At 72.1% G+C, this 18,006-nt stretch carries 17 protein-coding genes and 1 tRNA gene; 5 read left to right on the top strand and 13 right to left on the bottom strand.

All coding sequences use genetic code 11. The annotated features are described in order from the left end of the window. Positions 1 to 86 precede the first annotated feature (86 nt). Positions 87 to 707, top strand: a complete 621-nt coding sequence (locus ABD140_RS29365; RefSeq protein WP_344244275.1) for a TetR/AcrR family transcriptional regulator — start codon at positions 87 to 89, stop codon at positions 705 to 707. Between the two features lie 12 nt (positions 708 to 719). Here the strand turns inward: ABD140_RS29365 and ABD140_RS29360 are convergent, their stop codons facing one another. The 5 genes from ABD140_RS29360 to ABD140_RS29340 form a co-directional block, all read right to left on the bottom strand. Further along, positions 720 to 2,120, bottom strand: coding sequence for a WS/DGAT/MGAT family O-acyltransferase (locus ABD140_RS29360; RefSeq protein ID WP_344244274.1), 1,401 nt, complete (start codon positions 2,118 to 2,120; stop codon positions 720 to 722). A 122-nt stretch (positions 2,121 to 2,242) separates the two neighbouring features. After that, entirely contained in the window at positions 2,243 to 3,745 is a 1,503-nt protein-coding gene (locus ABD140_RS29355; protein ID WP_344244273.1) for an MFS transporter, read from the bottom strand. A 2-nt stretch (positions 3,746 to 3,747) separates the two neighbouring features. Further along, positions 3,748 to 4,407, bottom strand: a complete 660-nt coding sequence (locus tag ABD140_RS29350) for an LppX_LprAFG lipoprotein (RefSeq protein WP_344244272.1) — start codon at positions 4,405 to 4,407, stop codon at positions 3,748 to 3,750. Between the two features lie 109 nt (positions 4,408 to 4,516). Further along, the gene (locus ABD140_RS29345) at positions 4,517 to 5,053 is read right to left on the bottom strand and encodes a DUF6968 family protein (RefSeq protein ID WP_344244271.1); all 537 of its coding nucleotides are present in this window, start codon (positions 5,051 to 5,053) and stop codon (positions 4,517 to 4,519) included. A 196-nt stretch (positions 5,054 to 5,249) separates the two neighbouring features. Then, a tRNA-Ile gene (locus ABD140_RS29340) sits at positions 5,250 to 5,323 on the bottom strand. 72 nt (positions 5,324 to 5,395) lie between these two features. Between ABD140_RS29340 and ABD140_RS29335 the strand changes: the two genes are divergently transcribed. Next, positions 5,396 to 6,487 (top strand): carboxylate-amine ligase, encoded by a 1,092-nt coding sequence (locus ABD140_RS29335; RefSeq protein WP_344244270.1) that lies wholly within the window; start codon positions 5,396 to 5,398, stop codon positions 6,485 to 6,487. Between the two features lie 60 nt (positions 6,488 to 6,547). Beyond that, on the top strand, positions 6,548 to 7,708 hold the full coding sequence (locus tag ABD140_RS29330; protein ID WP_344244269.1) for a M20 metallopeptidase family protein: 1,161 nt from the start codon (positions 6,548 to 6,550) through the stop codon (positions 7,706 to 7,708). Between the two features lie 281 nt (positions 7,709 to 7,989). On the opposite strand, the gene ABD140_RS29325 is transcribed toward ABD140_RS29330, so the two are convergent. The 6 genes from ABD140_RS29325 to ABD140_RS29300 all read right to left on the bottom strand — a co-directional run bounded on the left by ABD140_RS29325 (position 7,990) and on the right by ABD140_RS29300 (position 13,295). Beyond that, the gene (locus ABD140_RS29325; protein ID WP_344244268.1) at positions 7,990 to 8,118 is read right to left on the bottom strand and encodes a hypothetical protein; all 129 of its coding nucleotides are present in this window, start codon (positions 8,116 to 8,118) and stop codon (positions 7,990 to 7,992) included. Between the two features lie 199 nt (positions 8,119 to 8,317). Continuing rightward, positions 8,318 to 9,526, bottom strand: a complete 1,209-nt coding sequence (locus ABD140_RS29320; protein WP_344244267.1) for a S8 family serine peptidase — start codon at positions 9,524 to 9,526, stop codon at positions 8,318 to 8,320. A 499-nt stretch (positions 9,527 to 10,025) separates the two neighbouring features. Continuing rightward, a complete protein-coding gene (locus ABD140_RS29315) occupies positions 10,026 to 10,799 on the bottom strand; it encodes a hypothetical protein (RefSeq protein WP_344244266.1) in 774 nt (257 codons plus the stop codon). A gap of 62 nt (positions 10,800 to 10,861) precedes the next feature. Further along, complete coding sequence (locus ABD140_RS29310) at positions 10,862 to 11,221, bottom strand: hypothetical protein (protein ID WP_344244265.1); 360 nt, start codon at positions 11,219 to 11,221, stop codon at positions 10,862 to 10,864. Positions 11,222 to 11,328: 107 nt separating this feature from the next. After that, positions 11,329 to 12,090: a neutral zinc metallopeptidase gene (locus ABD140_RS29305; protein ID WP_344244264.1), complete on the bottom strand. Its 762-nt coding sequence runs from the start codon at positions 12,088 to 12,090 to the stop codon at positions 11,329 to 11,331. A gap of 98 nt (positions 12,091 to 12,188) precedes the next feature. Then, the gene (locus ABD140_RS29300; RefSeq protein WP_344244263.1) at positions 12,189 to 13,295 is read right to left on the bottom strand and encodes an ROK family transcriptional regulator; all 1,107 of its coding nucleotides are present in this window, start codon (positions 13,293 to 13,295) and stop codon (positions 12,189 to 12,191) included. Positions 13,296 to 13,365: 70 nt separating this feature from the next. Between ABD140_RS29300 and xylA the strand changes: the two genes are divergently transcribed. Beyond that, a complete protein-coding gene (gene xylA, locus ABD140_RS29295) occupies positions 13,366 to 14,511 on the top strand; it encodes a xylose isomerase (protein ID WP_344244262.1) in 1,146 nt (381 codons plus the stop codon). Beyond that, positions 14,508 to 15,884, top strand: a complete 1,377-nt coding sequence (gene xylB, locus ABD140_RS29290; protein WP_344244261.1) for a xylulokinase — start codon at positions 14,508 to 14,510, stop codon at positions 15,882 to 15,884. The genes xylA and xylB overlap by 4 nt, the downstream gene beginning before the upstream one ends. Here the strand turns inward: xylB and ABD140_RS29285 are convergent. Together ABD140_RS29285 and ABD140_RS29280 are read right to left on the bottom strand one after the other, a co-directional pair. Beyond that, positions 15,836 to 17,044: an adenylosuccinate synthetase gene (locus ABD140_RS29285; protein WP_344244260.1), complete on the bottom strand. Its 1,209-nt coding sequence runs from the start codon at positions 17,042 to 17,044 to the stop codon at positions 15,836 to 15,838. The two genes, xylB and ABD140_RS29285, sit on opposite strands and share 49 nt — an antisense overlap. Next, the gene (locus ABD140_RS29280; RefSeq protein WP_344244259.1) at positions 17,041 to 18,006 is read right to left on the bottom strand and encodes a hypothetical protein; all 966 of its coding nucleotides are present in this window, start codon (positions 18,004 to 18,006) and stop codon (positions 17,041 to 17,043) included. Before ABD140_RS29280 ends, ABD140_RS29285 begins: the two co-directional genes overlap by 4 nt.

Raw genomic sequence — 18,006 nt, 5'->3', positions numbered from 1 at the left:
AGTAAAAGTACGAACGGTCGTACGATTTCTTTTCCCGGGGCGTCCTGTCAAGTGACCGATCGCACGAACGGTCGTATTCTTTGGGGGTGACCACCGACGGACGGCTGCTGCGCGGCGAGCAGACCAGAAGGACCATCCTGGACCGGGCGCTGGACATCGCCTCGGCCGAAGGGCTGGAAGGACTGTCCATCGGACGGCTGGCAGGCGACCTGTCGCTGTCCAAGAGCGGGCTCTTCGCCCACTTCGGCTCCAAGGAGGAGCTCCAGCTCGCGACGGTCCAGGCCGCCCGCGAGGCCTTCGTCGACCAGGTCGTGCGGCCCGTCGCGGCAGCCGCGGAGCCGGGCCTGGCCCGCCTCGAGGCGCTGCTGGCGAGCTGGCTCGACTACGTCCGGCGGCGCGTCTTCCCCGGCGGATGCGTCCTGTACTCCATCAGCGCCGAATACGACGCGCGCCCGGGACGGATCCGCGACGCGGTCGCCGCCTCGCACGGCGCCTGGCACGGCCACCTGCGCGACACCGTCCGCGAGGCCGTGGCGCGCGGCGAGCTGGACGCCGCCACCGACGTGGACCAGCTCGTCTTCGAGCTCACCTCCTATGTCTGGCAGGCGTGCGGCAACGGCGTCCTGTACGACGACGACGTGTTCCTCGACCGGGCCCGCGAAGCCGTCTCCGCACGGCTGCGGCGGGCCCGGCCGCGGTCCGCCTAGGCGGCGCGGCCGTCACTTCCCGGCGCGCACCGGGCGCGGCCGCCTGCGGGTGTGGAGCAGCTCGTCGAAACCGGCGCGGATGCCCTCGGCGAACACCTCGATGTCGGGCTGGCCGTCGAAGTCGGCGCTCACCCCGAAGCTCAGCCTGCCGTTGTAGCTGAAGACCGCGGTCCCCACCTGGATGCCGCCGGTCAGCGGCACGTAGGGGAAGAGGTCCTCGATCCGGCGGCCGAGGACGTACAGGGGGAAGTTCGGGCCCGGCACGTTGGTGGTGATGGTCTGGACGACCGGGTTGAACATGCGGACGGGGATGCGGGCGCCCAGCGCCAGCAGCGCCGGCGCCACCGCCGCGTCGGTGGCGCGGGTGATCTTGGCGCCGACGACCTCCTGCCCGCTGGCCTTGAGGTCCTCGGTCTGGTCGCGGATCAGCAGGTAGCGCTCGAGCGGGTCGGCCACGCCGACCGGCAGGTTGACGAAGATGGCGGAGACGCGGTTGTTGAGCGCCCCCTTCTCCTCCTCGGTGCGCACCGACACCGGCACCCCCGAGCGCACGACCATGTCGGAGGTGAGCGCGCCGCGGCCGGCCAGCTGGCCGCGGAAGCCGCGGGTGACGGCGGCCAGGACGACGTCGTTGACGGTGCCCCCGTACCGCTTGCGGATCTTCTGCGCGTCGTCGAGCGGGACGCTCGCCCACGGCCAGCGCCGGTGCGGGCCGATCGGCCCGTTGAGCACGCTGGCGGACCTGCGGGTGAACCGCGACACCTGGCGCGCGACGCCGCCGGCGTAGCCGGCCAGGCGCGGGGCGTCGGCGAGCGAGAGGGCCAGCCGCGGCAGCGCCCCGGCCATCCGCAGGGGCTGCAGCGCGTTGTCGACCAGCGCCTCGCCGAGCAGCCGCAGCCCGGACGGGCCGCGGCTCGGCGTCCACTCCTCGGCGGGCGGCGCGGGGCGGGGCGCGTCGGGGTCGAGGTCGAACATCGAGGCGATGAGGTCCATGCCCGCCACGCCGTCGACCATGCAGTGGTGGACCTTGCCGATGAGCGCCCACCTGCCGCCCTCCAGCCCCTCGACCAGCCACAGCTCCCACAGGGGCTTCTGGGGGTCCAGGCGCTGGGCGATGATGCGCCCGGCGAGGTTGCGCAGCTGGTCCATGGTGCCGGGCGCGGGGACGGCGGTGTGGCGCACGTGGTACAGGATCTGGAAGTGCGGGTCGTCCACCCAGACGGGACGGCCCAGATGCAGGGGCACGGACCGCACCCGCTGCCGGTAGCGTTCGACGGCGGGCAGCTTGGCGGCGACGAGCCTGACGAGGTCGCCGTAGCCGGGTGCGGGCCCTTCCAGGACGATCGCGGCCGCCACGTGCAGTGGCGTGTTCTCGTCCTCGAGCAGATAGAAGCTGGCGTCCAGCCCGCTCATCCGTTGCACGATGGTCTTTCCCTCCTCGGCCGTGACGGTTAGAAACGTAGCGATACAGCTACATACGGCCAGGAATAGAAGTAATCACCCACCGTAGGGTCCTGACAACGGACTGGCAGGAATCAGACAGCGAGCTCCTTGGCCGGATGCGGCAGGTCGGAGGGGGGTTTCCGGATGCTCGCCGCCACCACCGCGCCGAGGAGGCACAGGACCGAGGTGATGAGGAAGATCTCGCGGTACTCGGTGTGCAGAGCCTCTTGCAGCCCCGCCTGGTACACCTCGAACTCGGCCTTGAAGTTCGGGTTCCCGAACGGCAGCGGAACCGTCAACCCGGCCGTCAATGACTGCAAACGGTGGAAACCGTAAGCCGACAGGGCAGAGATACCCAGCAGCATCCCCATCATGCGGGCGACCACGACGGCGGCGGAGGCCACCCCGTGCTGCCCGGCGGGCACCAGCCGCAGGATCGCCGAGGAGACCGGCGCGATCGCCAGACCCAGCCCGGCACCGGCCAGTACCAGGTCGACGTCCATGCGCGGCAGCGGACCGTAGGAGGCGGAGGCCGGATCCAGCGGCCATCCGGAGACCAGCAGGTACCCCAGCGCGGCCATGGCCATTCCGGCCACCAGCGGCCACCGCTCGCCGTACCGGTGGGCGACGAACCCGCCGAGGACGGCGGCGAGCGCCAGCGCCACGAGGAACCGCGACAGCAGGAACGCGCCCTCCGACGGCGTGCGTCCCAGCAGGGTCGTGGCGATCAGCTGCACGTCCACCAGGGTGACCATCAGCGCCGCTCCCGACAGCAGGCTGACGGCCAGGACGGCGAACACGGGGCTCTTGCGCACCCCGGACAGGTCCAGCAGCCGCGCGCTCGTCCGCGACTCCCACCACCCGAACAGCACGAGCAGCACCGCGCCCGCCACGATCATCTGCGCCCCGCCGGGCGGCAGCACGCCGTTCTCGGGCGTCTCGTTGTAGGTGCCGAGGACCAGCAGTCCCAGCCCTCCGGCCAGCAGCAGCCCGCCCGGGACGTCCACCTTCGCGGGCGGCGCGGCGGATCTGGCGGCGGGGACGGCGAAGTGCACCGCGGCCATGGCGGCGAGCACCAGCGGGACGTTCACCCAGAAGATGCCGCGCCAGCCGATCAGCGCGGCCAGCCCCGCCCCGTACAGCGGGCCCAGGACGCTGCCCAGCTCCTGCACCGCGCCCACGACGCCGAGCACGACCGGGCGGTCGCGCTCGGCCCACAGGTCGCTCGCCAGTGCCATCGTGATGGGCAGCAGCGCGCCGCCCGCCACGCCCTGCAGGACGCGTCCGCCCACCAGCAGCGGGAAGCCGTCGGCGGCCGCGGTGACGGCCGAACCGGCCGCGAACGCCAGCAGGCAGGCGTGCAGCACGGCGCGGCGGCCGAAGCGGTCCGACAGCTGGCCCAGCAGCGGCATGGCCGCCACGTAGCCGAGCAGGAACCCGGTGACGATGGGGGTGATGCGCTCGGGACGGTTGGCGGGGATGCCGAGGTCCTTCGTCATCTCGGTGAGCACGGTGACGATGACATAGGCGTCGAGCGAGGCCAGCAGGACGATGGCCCCGCCGGCCCCGATCGCCAGTCGGCGGCGGTCGCGCACGGCTACTGCTTCGGTGCCTGGATCGTCGGGTTCGCGTTGAACTCGGAGAGCGCCAGGTTCGCCGAACCGCCCTCCAGGTTCATCAGGACCCGGGTGAGCCGCTTGTCGTCCTCGTTCACCCACACCGTGCCCTGCAGCGTCTGGTCGGTCTTGATGCCCAGCCCGGCGACGGCGGTGCCGGGCAGGGAGGCCGAGATCCGGACGGCGCCGTCCTCCCGCGCCTCGGACTTCGCACCGGTGGCCTGGGAGAGCATGAGCGGGATGCCGCGCTCGGGGTCGAGGATCGCCGACGGGTCGAGAATGCTGGTGATCATGGACTTGTCGGTCTTCTGGTAGCCGCCCATGAGGTTGAAGTACAGGTCGGGGCCGACCAGCACGAACTTCGCCTCGATCGTCATCCCCAGCTGGACGGCGGTCACGTCGCCCTGCGCGTCGCCGTTGCGCAGCAGCTGGCCGCTCATCGCCTTGACCGGCAGTCCCGCGGGCTCGCCCTCGGTGGTCAGGGCGAATCCGACGCTGGTGACGTCCTTCATGGCCGCGGCGGACTCCCGCAGCAGGGCCTGGCCGTCGGGGAGGGGGGCGCCGGAGTCCTCCCCGCCGGAGCAGCCGGACAGCAGGGCGACGGCGAGCAGCGCCGCCAGAAGGGTGCGAAGTCGGGACATGGCGGTGAGCCTAGCCACTTCGCCGCAGGGGTGGACAGACCTCCCACGCCGACTTCTCGTTCGGTCCCCGGGGGGACGACGGGCCGGGCGCGTCCCCCCACGGAGTGATTCAGGGGCCCTGGACGACGGGGCGGGCGCGCAGCCCCTCGGGCAGCCGGCGGCCCGCCCGGAAGAGCTCGATGCCCAGCAGCTCGCCGGAGCGGGCGAAGTCCAGGACGGCGGCGAGCTCGCCGTTCCGGTCGCCGACCTCGATCTGCTCGACCGCCTCCTGCGCCTGGTCGAAGACCCCGGCCAGCGCGATGTAGGCGCTGTCGGAGGAGGCCTCGTGCAGCACCTGGATGCGCTGGAAGGGGGAGGGGAACCCCAGGTCGGGCTCACCCCACAGGCGCAGCAGGTGGTTGCGCTCGGAGCCGGTCAGCACTCCCCAGATCACCCCGTGGACCAGCTGGAGGGCCTGGACGGAGTCCTCGCCGGCCACCTGGTAGCGGCCGTCCCACTCGTCCAGGCCCTCGATCTCGTAGGGGCAGATCCATTCGCCCTGCCCCTCCGGGTCGCGGTAGGGGCGGCCGATCGAGATCACCACGTCCCGGATCCCGTCCCCGTCGTCGTCGTGCAGCTGCAGCACCCGCCGTGCGATCACGTTCACAGGGTCGATCTACCGCGTTGTCCCCGCCGGGAAACGACGGCGATGCCGACCGGTGCCGAGGAATACCCGCAGCCGACCCGGACTCGATCCGCACTTGGTGCCGGTCGCGCCGCGACCGGGGGGAGCGGTCTCCCTCCAGGAGCCCCGGGAGGGCTGAAACCCGGTCGAATCGGGTAGGTATCGAGGTTAAGGAGAGTGGGGCGGGTGGGGCTCGAACCCACGACCGGCGGATTATGAGTCCGCTGCTCTGACCGGCTGAGCTACCGCCCCTGGTCTCGTACGGGCCCGGCGGGCATGCGGCCGGGTATCCGATAAGAGAGTGTAGAGCGTGGCGGGGGGACGGTGAACACTTCGGGGGAACTGCTCGTCGGCGTGGAGGAGGAATTCCACATCGTCGCGCTGGAGAGCGGCCGGCTGGCGTCCGCCTCGCCCGCGCTGCTGGAGGCGTTGCCCGGTGACAGGTACAGCGCGGAGCTCCAGGAGTCGACGATCGAGGCGCACAGCGCCCCCTGGACGGCGCTGGCCGATCTCGCCGACGATCTGACGGCCACCCGCAAGACGCTGATCAGGACGGCCGAGGAGCAGGGACTGGGCGTGCTGGCCGCGGGGACGGCGCCGCTGCCCGGCCTGGAGGAGCCCGCGGTCCCGCCGCTGCCGCGGTTCCAGCGCATGCACGACCTCTACCGGCGGCTGGCCGGGGGGCAGCTGATCTGCGGGGCCCACGTGCACGTGGACGTGCCCGACCGCGACCTGGCGGTGCGGGTGCTGCAGCGGCTGGCGCCCTGGCTGCCGGTCCTCCTCGCGCTCAGCGCCGGCTCGCCGTTCTGGCGCGAGGCCGACACCGGCTACGCCAGTTACCGCTCGGTGCTGTGGCAGCGCTGGCCGACGGCCGGGCCGCCCGGCCCCTTCGAGAGCGCCGCCGAGTACGACGCGATGGTGGCGGAGCTGGTGGCGCGGGGGACGATCCTCGACGAGGGCATGGTCTACTCCGACGTTCGCCCGTCCAGCCACCTGCCCACGCTGGAGCTGCGGATCTGCGACGCCTGCCCGCGGGTGGACGACGTCGTGCTGCTGGCCGGGCTGTTCCGCGCCCTGGTCCGGCGGGAGTGCGCGGAGAGCGGCGCCTTCCGGCCGGTGCGGGGCGAGCTGCTGCGCTCGGCGACCTGGCACGCGGCCAGGTCCGGGCTCGGCGGGACGCTGGTCGACCCGGCCACGGGCCGTCCCGCGCCCGCGGAGGCGGTGGTCCGGGACATGGTGGCGGGGCTGCGGCCGTCCCTGGAGGAGTCGGGGGACTGGGAGACGGTCTCCGGGCTCGCCGAGTCCCTGCTGGGGCGGGGGGACTGCGCGTCGCGGCAGCGCGCCGTCCACGCCCGTTCCGGCTCGCTGCGCCGGGTCGTGGCGGCGCTGCTCGCCGAGACCGGCGGCGCCGGCTGAGACCGGTTCAACACCCTGCGGGAGGTGAAAGTCACCTTCAGTGTGCAGTAAAAAGGGCACATGCCCCCCGAAGCGGACGATTCCCTTGCCCGTAAGCTCCGCGCGGCCGTCGCCGACGAGATCCCCGCGGCCGTCGAGCTGCGGCACCGGCTGCACGCCGACCCCCGCGTCTCCGGCCGGGAGGAGGACACCGCCCGCGCGGTCGTGGCGGCCCTGGACGCCGGGCAGGGCGAGCGCGTGGCCGGAACCGGCCGCCTGCTGCGCGTCGGCGGCACCGGACCGGGGGTGGTGCTGCGCGCCGAGCTCGACGCCCTGCCGATGACCGAGCGCACCGGCGTCCCCTGGAGCTCGACCGGCGCCGCCATGCACGCCTGCGGCCACGACGTCCACCTCGCCGCGCTCGTCGCCGTCTGCCGCGCCGCCGCCCGGATCGGCGTGGACGTGCCGGTCCTGGCCCTGCTCCAGCCGCGCGAGGAGACCCACCCGTCGGGGGCCGAGGACGTCGTGCGCGAAGGCGTCCTGGAGGGCGCCCTCGCCGTGGTCGGCGCGCACGTCCAGCCGCGGCTGCCCGAAGGGCACGTCAGCGCCGTCCCCGGCCCGGTCAACGCCGCGGCCGACGAGTTCGAGATCACGGTGACCGGGGTGGGCGGCCACGCCGGCTACCCGCACCTGACCCGCGACCCCGTCCTGGCCGTGTGCCAGATCGTGGTGGCCCTGCAGCACCTGGCGTCGCGGCGGTTCGACCCCGTGCTCGGCGCGTCCTGCACCGTCGGGCACGTCAGCGGCGGCAGCGCCCCCAACGTCGTCCCCGACACCGCGGTCGCGCGCGGCACCGTCCGCGTCATGCGGGACGAGGACCGCGCCGAGGCCACCCGCATCATCACCGAGACCGCCGCGCACACCGCCGCCGCCTTCGGCTGCGCCGCCGAGACCCGCATCCACCCCCTGGAGCCGGTGCTGCGCAACGACCCCGGCCTCGCCGACCGCGCCACCGCGGTGCTCAACGGCTTCGGCGTCCCCGTCGACCGCACCTTCCGCTCCTACGGCGCCGACGACTTCTCGCACTACTGCCACCGCACCCGCGGCCTCATGCTCTTCGTCGGCACCGGCACCGACCCGTCGGCCCCCGGCCTGCACCACCCGGCCTTCCTCCCGCCCGACGAGGCGATCACCCGGGTCGCCGACGCCCTCGTGGCCGGCTACGCCGCGGCCGCTTCCTAGGTCCCCCGGCGGAGCTCCACGCATGCGATATCCAGGCATGCCTGTTTTATCGGATGACTCTTAGAGGATCGGCCTTTATCTGTACCGTTCGCGGTGGATATACCTTTTTGATCATGGCAAAAGCGCTGCGGTGCCGTGATTTCAGGTGATCGTTCGCGCTTTTCGCGGCTTCGCCGTTTCGGCGGCCGCCGCGCGGATGACGCGTGAGAGCGCGCGAACGACGGCGATCCCCGGCCCTCCCCCTGAGGGAGGGCCGGGGATCGCCGTCGGCACGGGCCGCGTCAGATCTGGGTGCGGCGCGGGTTCGCGGTGTTGACAGGCCAGTTGGCGAGCGCGGCGGCCACTTCGTCGTCGGCGGCGACGGGCGTCTCGATCTCCTCGTTCACGGAGGTGGGCGACTGGTCGGTCACGGCTGCTGGTTCCCTTCGCTCTGCGGTGGCCCCGGAGCACGGCTCGGAGCCGGTCTGGAGGCGGATGCTACCAGTCAAGGATATCCGTCCCCCTCTCCTGTCCGGGAGCAGCAAAGCGGCCTTCAAGGCTCTATTTACTGTCATATGCCTGAAAACTAGGACTTGTCTAGGCCTACCGGGCGGATCCGGCGGCTCCGGGTCAGAAAGTCCGCACATTGAGCAGGGGTTCCTTGACCCCGTCGGGGTCGTCGCCGGCGTTCCATTCGCCGGTGCCGGCGGAGATCAGCGCGGTGCGGACCGCCGAGGGCGTGGCCGAGGGGTGGGCGGCCTTGTAGAGGGCGGCGGCTCCGGCGACGTGCGGGGAGGCCATGGAGGTGCCCGAACTGACCTGGTAGCCGCTCTTGATCCAGGTGGAGCGGATGCACGCGCCGGGCGCGATGAGGTCGACGTCGCGGCCGTGGTTGGAGAAGTTGGCGAGGCTGTCGTCGTCGTCGGCGACGCAGGTGGAGGCGGTTCTGCCGCCGGGCTTGCCGTCGAAGTCCGCCAGGGCGCTGACGGTGATCACCTCGTCGTAGGCGGCGGGCACGCGCTTGGCGGAGTCGACCGAGGAGTTGCCCGCGGCCACCGCGTAGGTGACGCCGGCGGCCACCGAGGCGCACACCGCCTGGTGCAGGGCGTCGCGGTTGGTCCTGCCGCAGTCCCGGTCGTCGGTGCCGGCGGCGCCGAGGCTCATGTTGGCGACCTCGATCTTGTCGGCGTTGGCGGTGACGTGGTCGACGCCGCAGATGATCGACGAGAAGGTGCCGTTGCCGGAGTCGTCGAGCACCCGGACGGGCCACATCCGCGCGCCCGGCGCCACGCCGACCACGCCGTCGCCGTTGTCGAGGGCGCCGATCGTGCCCGCCACATGGGTGCCGTGGCCGTTGCCGTCCGCGGCGCCGACCCCGCCGGCGCAGTTCTTGGCGCCGGCGGCGTACACGTTGAGGTCGGGATGGTCGGCCTGGATCCCGGTGTCGATCACGGCGACGTCCACGTCGACACGCTTGTCCACCGTGTCGATGTCGGCGGTGGGGCTGAGCTCGGCGTCGACGCGGTCGACCCCGGTGGGGACGGTCTGCGCCTCCAGGCGGACGCGCTGGTCGGCCTGGACGAACACCACGCGCGGGTCGTCGGCGATCTCCTTGGCGGCCGCCTCCGTCAGGGCGGCGGCGTAACCGTGCAGGGCGTGGTTGTAGGTGTGCAGGAGCTTCGCCGAGTGCTTCCCGGAGTGCTCCTGGGCGATCGAGACGGAGTCGGTGCCCTTCCTCAGGACCACGATGTAGCCCTCGGGCGCCGCGGCCCGGACGGGGGGCGCGGCGGGAGCGGTGAGGGCGATCGCCGTGAGGACGGCGGGGAGCGAGCGTCGCATGGGGGGATTCCTTCGGAATTGAATCCTGCACCAGAACCTGACCCGTCAATGGTAAGCAGCCCTGGTCGTTGTTCGGGGAATTTCATCACGGCAAATAAATTCCCTTCCGGCAATTAACCGGTCATCCGTCGCATATTTTTTGTGGCGGATGTTCGCTTTTCCGAAGCATGTAAACACTGATCACGAAAAGCACAGAGATTGGTGAGGATGTAGCGCGAACCTCCAGTGAAACGGGCACGGGCCGCGGCGGTCCCGGCGGCGGGGCACCGGGAGCGCGGGCCTCACCCGGGAGGCGGCCGCCGTCATCCGCGGCTCCGAGATCCGCGCGTTGCGCGGTCTGCTGCAGGCCGCCGGCTGCGCCAGGGCCGAGCTGTCCCGTCGCCGGCCGCATCTGCACACTTCGTTCCAGCGGGCCCCGGGACGCCCGACCGCGTCCTGTGAGCCGTGGAACCCCGGGCCGCGGCGCATGGTGTGCGGTGCCCCGTTCTCGCGTCGACGGTCAGGGCCCTGGCGCGGACAGGATCCGAGCGGCATTGCGCAATTGTGTTTCCTTGAGCTCTCTCAGGGGCCCCAGCCGGTCTCTGTTCTCGTTGATCAGCCGAGTCTGGATCTTCGCCTCCGCAGAGCTCCAGACTCGCACGAGATCGCTCTTCTTCTTGCAGTCGACATCGGCGAGGGCGATTTTTTTCTCCTCTGGAGAAGCTGTAGGGGAGTTCCAGCGGGAGTCGCTCGCCGCGGTCAGGGGATCCTTGAAGGAGTAGCCGTGGGAGATGATGCAGGAGGTCCACTCCTGCAGGGCGCCGGCCACCTTCGGATCACTTTTCGACTCTGCAAAGGAAATTTGGTCGATGCTTTCCGAGGGCTGGTCTTCCAACGGGCCGAGGCCGCCGTTCACCTCGGAGCGGGCTTTCTCCAGGCATCCTCCGGGGCCGAGGATCTTCTCGCGTTCGCCCCCGTCCAGCTCCTTGAGCCGACGCTCCGACCGCGAGGTCGTCTCCTCGAGCGCGGGATCCGGAGGGGGGTGGTAGCCGTACATCCGTGCGATCAGGGTCTCCGCCACGCCATAGCGTCTGCGGTTGGGGCTCGGGCCGCGGTCCGGGCGGTCGACGGCGGGCCACTCCACGCCCGCTTGCTTCGCGCATCGTTCGGCGACCACGTCCGTCGCATCAAGAACGCGTATCAGGCCGGACTCGTCCAGGACGTAGGGGTCCAGGGGCAGCAGGAAGGCGGCGTGCTCCTCGGCCGGGGGAGGAGGCGGCGCGGCGGGCGCCACCGAGGTTGCGCACCCCGTCGCCAGGAGTGCGAACAGGGCGCCCGCCGCGGCCGGAAGACGGCTCAGCAAACCTTCTGCACCGAGGAGACCCGGTTGTTGCCGACGGTGTCGTTGGAGAAGTCGTTGTCCCTTTCGCCGGGAGAGAGGGCGGTGTAGCTTCCCGTCGCATTGGCGGCGTCGAACAGGCGGTAGGTGCACAGGAGATTCTGGCTCCGCCCGGAACTCGCCTTGTTGTTGAACGGCAGGCCGGCGAAATACGTGCTACCGCACAATCCTTGCTTGGTGCCTTGGAGCTGCTTTTCGTCGAAGAGGAAGGCGGTGAAGTCCGTGCACATCCGAGCAGAACTCGCGGATGCCTGAACGGGATGGAAGAAAGCGGCGGCGGCAAGAGCGAGGACGGCTATCTGGACAGCCTTCTTCATGATGTTCCCCCTTCTGTCAGAAATAATTTCTTCATGATCTTCTCCAGTTCCTTCCGAATGTTTCAAGGTTGTGGCCGAATGCGGACCGGGGCGGGGGACGAGCCCGGTCAGCTCTGGGCGAGGCAGCCGCGGACGCCCTTGGTGCGGCCCTGGCCGAAGGCGGTGACCCGCTCGACGGCGTCGCCGTGGGCGCTGGGGTCGGTCCACGGGAGGTCGTCACCGAAGGACGACAACGCGGTGCTGATCTCGGTTGTGTCGCCGTCCTCCCACTTCAGGGTCCGGTCGACCTGGGAGGCGCCCCACAGGACGGCGCCGGCGAGGCAGTCGGCCTGGAGCTCGTTGGCCTCGGCGACCAGGCTCGTCTGGAGGCGGTTCTGCACCGCGTGCGCCCACTCGTGCGCGATGACCAGGTAGATCCAGGCGTCGCCCTTGGCGTAGCCGTCGCGCATCAGCTGGAAGTCCCAGGCGACGTAGTCCTCGGGGATGCAGTAGAAGGCGTTGAACGCCTCGGCGGGCTGGCCGCCGCAGGTGGGGCGGGCCGGGTCGTCGGCCTTGTAGGCGCCCACGACGCGCGGCGGGTTGTAGGTGCCGGTGAACAGCTCCGGCCAGTGCGTGCTCCAGTAGGTGTCGATCACCTGGATGGCGTCGTTGATCTCCTTGGTGACGTCGGCGTCGGAGAGCTGGGCGCCGGGAGCGGGCTGCCCGTTCTCCGGCGGCGGGCCTCCGGCGTTGGGGGCGCCGGTGTTGGGGCCCGGCTGCATGGTCGGGACGTTCGAGGGCTGGGTCCCGACGTCGCCCACCTGGAACTCGCAGCCCGCCGTGGTGGCCATGACGGCGGCCAGTGCGAGGGGGAGGAGGCGTTTGAACATGTCTTGCTCCGGCAGGTCAGGGCGGGGGACCATCCAGGACTTCTGACTCCGCGAAGAGGAAAACGGTTCGCTTTTCGGTCAGGGATCCCCGGTGGTCCTCACCACTGGGCGGCCGGGTCGGCCAGGACGCGGCGCAGCACGCGGGCCGCGGCGCCCAGGACCGCGGCGTCCGGGCCGGTCGCGGCCGGGACGAGCGCGGGCGGGGCGGGGCGCAGCGCGCCGAGCCGGTCGGCCAGGACGGCGGCGACGGGCGGGGCCAGCCACGGGAAGAGCGGCACGTAGCAGCCGCCGAGCACGATCGTGCCGGGGTCGAGGACGTTCACCGCCGAGGTCAGGGCCAGGCCCAGGGCGCGCCCGGCCCGCTCGCACGCCGCGGCGGCCTCCGGGCCGCCGGCGGCCAGGGCCTCGGGGGAGGGCAGGGCGTCCTGCCCCGCGTACACCTCCAGGCAGCCCCGGCTCCCGCACCGGCAGGCCGGGCCGCCCTCGGCGACGACCACGTGGCCGAGCTCGCCCGCCAGCCCCGTCGCGCCGCGCAGGAGCCCGCCGTCGCGGACGATCCCCGCGCCGATGCCGATCTCGCCCGAGACGTAGAGGAAGTCCCGCGGCGCGTCGCCGAACTCCAGCTCGCCCAGCGCGGCGAGGTTGGCCTCGTTCTCCACCGCCACGGGGCGGCCCGACGGGAGCGCGGAGACGGCGACGTCCCGCCAGCCGAGGTGGGGCGCGTGGTGGATCAGCCCGTCCCCGACCGTTCCGGGCACGGCCAGGACCGTCCCGGCGATCCGCAGGGAGGGCGCCTCGGCGAGGACCTCCCCGGCGAGGCGGTCGAGCGCCGCCAGCACCCGTCCGGGTTCGCGGGAGCGGTTGTCGGCGCGGACGGTGCGCCGGGCGCGGACGACGCGGGTCAGGTCGACGACGCAGGCCGTCAGGGAGCCGACGTTGACCTCCAGGCCGAGCGCGGCGACCCGTCCGCCGCTCAGCCGCACCTCCGTGCCGGGCCTGCCGCGCTCCCCGGCGCGCACGGCCGGGGACTCGGCGACGAGCCCGGCGGCGAGCAGGTCGGCGACGAGGCTGGAGACCGTGGTCTTGGTCAGCCCGGTGAGCTCGGCCAGCGCGGCGCGGGTCAGCGGCCCGCCCCCGGCCACCTCGCCCAGGACCAGGCCGAGGTTGCGGGCGCGCATCGCCCCGTGGCGTACCGGCTGGTTCACGGCCTTGACGATGCCACCCCCCTGTGGTCGTATTTAGTTCACATTATGGACTAAATACCGAGGAGTGCCGATGCCCGGCTACACGCCCGTGCCCGAGGACCGCTTCACCTTCGGCCTGTGGACCGTCGGCTGGCAGGCCCGCGACCCCTTCGGCGAGGCGACGCGGCCCCCGCTGGACCCGGCCGAGACCCTCCACCGCCTGGCCGGACTGGGCGCCTACGGCGTCACCTTCCACGACGACGACCTGCTGGCCGTCGAACCCGACCGCGACAAGGCCGTCGAGAACTTCAAGCGCGCCCTGGCCGAGACCGGACTCAAGGTCCCGATGGCCACCACGAACCTGTTCACCCACCCCGTCTTCAAGGACGGCGCCTTCACCAGCAACGACCGCGACATCCGCCGGTACGCGCTGCGCAAGGTCATCCGCAACGTCGACCTCGCCGTCGAGCTGGGCGCCACCACCTACGTGTGCTGGGGCGGCAGGGAAGGCGCCGAGTCCGCCGCCGCCAAGGACGTCCGCGTCGCGCTCGACCGCTACAAGGAGGGTCTGGACCTCCTCACCTCCTACGCCATCGACCAGGGCTACGACCTGCGGTTCGCGCTCGAACCCAAGCCCAACGAGCCGCGCGGCGACATCCTCCTGCCGACCGTCGGCCACGCGCTGGCGTTCATCAACGAGCTGGAGCACCCCGAACGCGTCGGCCTCAACCCCGAGGTCGGCCACGAGCAGATGGCCGGGCTCAACTTCACCCACGGCATCGCCCAGGCGCTGTGGCACGGCAAGCTCTTCCACATCGACCTCAACGGCCAGCACGGCCCCCGCTACGACCAGGACCTGGTCTTCGGCCACGGCGACCTCAAGGACGCGTTCTTCCTGGTGGACCTGCTGGAGTCCGCCGGCTACGACGGCCCCCGCCACTTCGACTACAAGCCGCTGCGCACCGACATGGACGTGTGGCCGTCCGCCGCCGCCAACATGCGCACGTACCTGATCCTCAAGGAGAAGGCCGCCGCGTTCCGCGCCGACCCCGAGGTCGCCGAGGCGCTGGCCGCCACCCGCGCCCCCGAACTGGCCGTGCCGACCCTCGCCCCCGGCGAGGCCCTCGCCGACCTGCTCGCCGAGGACTTCGACCCCGACGCCGCCGCCCTGCGCGACAGCGCCTACACCCGCCTCAACCAGCTCGCCCTCGAACACCTCATGGGAGTGCGGGGATGACCCTCGTCGCCGGGGTGGACTCCTCCACCCAGAGCTGCAAGGTGGTGGTGCGGGACGCCGGCACCGGCGCCCTCGTCCGCGAGGGCGCCGCCCCCCACCCGCCCGGCACCGAGGTCGCACCCGCCGCCTGGCGGACGGCCTTCGAACGCGCCCCCGCGGCGGCCGGAGGCCTGGCGGACGTCGCCGCCATCGGCATCGCCGCCCAGCAGCACGGCATGGTCTGCCTGGACGAGCACGGCGAGGTCGTCCGCGACGCCCTGCTGTGGAACGACACCCGCTCGGCCGGCGCCGCCGCCGCCCTGGTCGCCGAACACGGCCGCGCCTGGTGGGCCGAAGCCGTCGGCAGCGTGCCCGTGGCCTCCTTCACCGTCACCAAACTCCGCTGGCTCGCCGAACACGAACCGGACAACGCCCGCCGCACCGCCGCGGTCTGCCTTCCCCACGACTGGCTGACCAGCCGCCTCACCGGCGCCCTGACCACCGACCGCGGCGACGCCTCGGGCACCGGCTACTGGTCGCCCGCCACCGGCGAATACCGCCACGACATCCTCCGGAACGCCTTCGGCGCCACCCCCGACCTCCCGCGGGTCCTCGCCCCCCGCGAGCAGGCAGGCGAATGGAACGGCATCCCCGTAGCCCCCGGCACCGGCGACAACATGGCCGCCATGCTCGGCGTAGGCGGCCGCCCCGGCGACGTCGTCATCTCCATCGGCACCTCGGGAACGGCCTTCGCCGTAGCGGAGACCCCCGCCGCCGACCCCTCGGGCAAGGTCGCCGGCTTCGCCGACGCCACCGGCCGCCACCTCCCCCTGGTCTGCACCCTCAACGCCGCCCGCGTCCTCGACGCCACCGCCGCGATGCTGGGCGTGAGCCTGGACCGCCTCTCCGACCTCGCCCTGACCGCCCCGCCCGGCGCCGACGGCCTCGTCCTCCTCCCTTATCTGGAAGGCGAACGCACCCCCGACCTCCCCGACGCCACCGGCTCCTTGCACGGCCTCCGCCTGTCGACTTCGACCCCCGCCCATCTGGCCCGGGCCGCCGTAGAGGGCCTCCTCTGCCACCTGGCCGACGCCGTAGACGCCCTGGGCCTCGCCCCGACCCGCCTCCTCCTCATAGGCGGCGGCGCCCGCTCCAAAGCCGTCCGCCACCTGGCCCCCGCGATCTTCGGCCGCCCCGTCCTCATCCCGGAGCCCGCCGAATACGTCGCCACGGGCGCCGCCCGCCAAGCCGCCTGGCTCCTGGCGAACACCCCCGAGCCCCCCGAATGGACCCCCACGGCACAAGCCGCCTACGAAGCCGCCCCCACCCCCCACGTCCGAGCCCGCTACGCCGCCGTCAGCGGGCCCTTCTTGTCGGCGGAGGTCGGGCCGTAGGACTCCAGGAGGACCGGGGCGCCGAGGGCGCGGCCGATGTCGGACGGGTCGGTGGCCCAGCCGTCGTAGAGGGGGCGTGCCCGCATCAGGCGGCGGGTGAGCCGCTCCTGGGCTTTCAGATCCTTCGCGTGGACGGGTATGCGCTCCAGCGTGTCGTAAGAGACACACATGCGTACCGGGGGAGCGTCCAGGTGGGTGATGGCGAGGCCGTCTACGCCGCCTGTCACCTCCAGGGCGTAGCGGAGGGCGACGGCGTCGAAGTGGCCGGTGCGGAAGGCTCCCTGCCAAGTGCCGTGGGCGTTGTGCGGTTCGGGGAGGTCGAGGGCGGCGTCTTCGGTGACGAAGGGGCCGGGGCCGTGGCGGGTGAGGTACTTGCGGACGACGCCCAGGCGGAGGGCGTCCGTGCCTTCCAGGAGGTCCAGGGCGTTGGCGAAGGTGGTGGTGGACCACGTCGTGTACGGGTGGAAGCCGTGCCACTCGTCCAGGAGGACGCCTTGGGCGCCTTCGAAGACGGCGGGGGCGTCCCGGAGGAGACGGCGTAGGAAGGTCTCGGGGACGATCTGGACGGCTGCGCCGAAGGCCAGGAACGTTTCGGCGCAGTCGTCGACCGGTGGCACGTCCAGGGCCGGGAAGAGGGAGAGGGCCCAGTCGCGGACTTCGCGCAGCAGTCTGCGGAGGCGGGCGGGGGAGCGGCAGTCGCCTGCGCGAGGGGCCTCGGGGTGGTCCAGGGCGTAGGAGGCGGTTTCGCCGATGCCCATTCCGCAGGAGCCGTGTCGGGCCGTGCCGCGGGCCAGTTCGCGGGCGCGGTTGACGGCCTGGTGGTACGGGGTCGTCAACAGGGCCGAGGCGTCCGTCGTGAGGCGGTCCAGGGCGTCGGGGACGCCCAGGGCGCGCAGGTGGGCGGCCTCGGCGGCCAGGGCCAGGGGGTCGACGAGCATGAAGCGGGACAGGTGGGTCCGGACGTCCGGGGTGAACGTGCCGGACCCGAACTGCGCGAACGTGTGGTGGCGGCCGTCGGTGGTCACCACGTTGTGCGCGGCCTGGGCGCCGCCGTTGAAGCGGACGACCGTCCGTGCCGAGCCCTGGGCGCACAGGCGGTCCACGACGGTGCCCTTGCCGGAGTCGCCGTAGCCCAGGTCGACGACGATGTGATGGGTCATAGCCGGGTGGTGCCGCGGGGCAGGTCGTTCGAGAGGTCCAGCGGGGTGCTCGCCTTGGCGACCGCGCCGCGGCGCAGGGGGGCGAGGGCGCGGGAGACGACCTCGCCGGCGTTCGAGCCGACCTCCTCGAGGTGTTCCAGGCCCTCGTCGAGGTCGATGGCGTCCTCGGCGAGGCCGATGGTCAGGGCGATGGTCTCGCAGACGGCGTCGAGGTCGTCGAGGCGGATGACGTTCTGGCCGAGGAGGCCGCGCCAGAACTCCAGGAGCTTCGGGTCCTCGGCGTGGAACGTGCCGGTGGGGATGAAGTAGTAGACGTCGAAGCGCTCCTTCAGCTCTGCGACGAGTTCGGCGATCGGGATGTCCCGCTTCAGGTCGTCGCCGATGACCTTCTTCACCTCGGCCTTCTTGACCTTGGCGTACGCCAGTTCGTCGCCCATGAGGAAGAGGTAGCCGCGCTTGCCGCGCTTCTCCCAGCAGTCCATGGCGGTGTGCCGGGCCATGAAGTACATCGCCAGCTCGTAGGACTCCGTCATCTGGCCGCCGCCTCCGCCTTCCAGCAGGATGCGGCCCAGGTCGTCGTCCATGCGGTTGTCGGACTCGAACTGCCCGATCTGCAGCGGGGCGCGGTCGCAGGTGGCGTCGCCGATCGCACCGAACAGGATGTGGGGGTCGGTGACGTAGCCCTTGCGCAGGATCAGGCCGAGCAGCTCGGGGAGCTTGGTCTGCAGTGCGCGCGGCACGTTGCGCATCGAGCCGGTGACGTCGAACAGCACCGCGATCGCCTGCGACTCGGGGTGCTCGTCGTTGTCGCGGCTCTCCCGGACGGTCACGCCGTGCGGGTCGAGGGCGGGGTGGACGTGGCGGGCGCCGCTGTCGGAGTGGGCGAAGGCGCTCGCCCCGGTGGCGCGGCGGTAGCTCGCCGCGGCGGCGTAGACGTCGGTGGACCAGGTACCGCTTCCCAT

It is taken from the genome of Actinocorallia libanotica, from assembly GCF_039525175.1.
GTDB classification, from domain to species: domain Bacteria; phylum Actinomycetota; class Actinomycetes; order Streptosporangiales; family Streptosporangiaceae; genus Actinocorallia; species Actinocorallia libanotica.
Note: the sequence above shows the minus strand (reverse complement) of the source record. Positions and strands in the feature narration are given on the sequence as shown.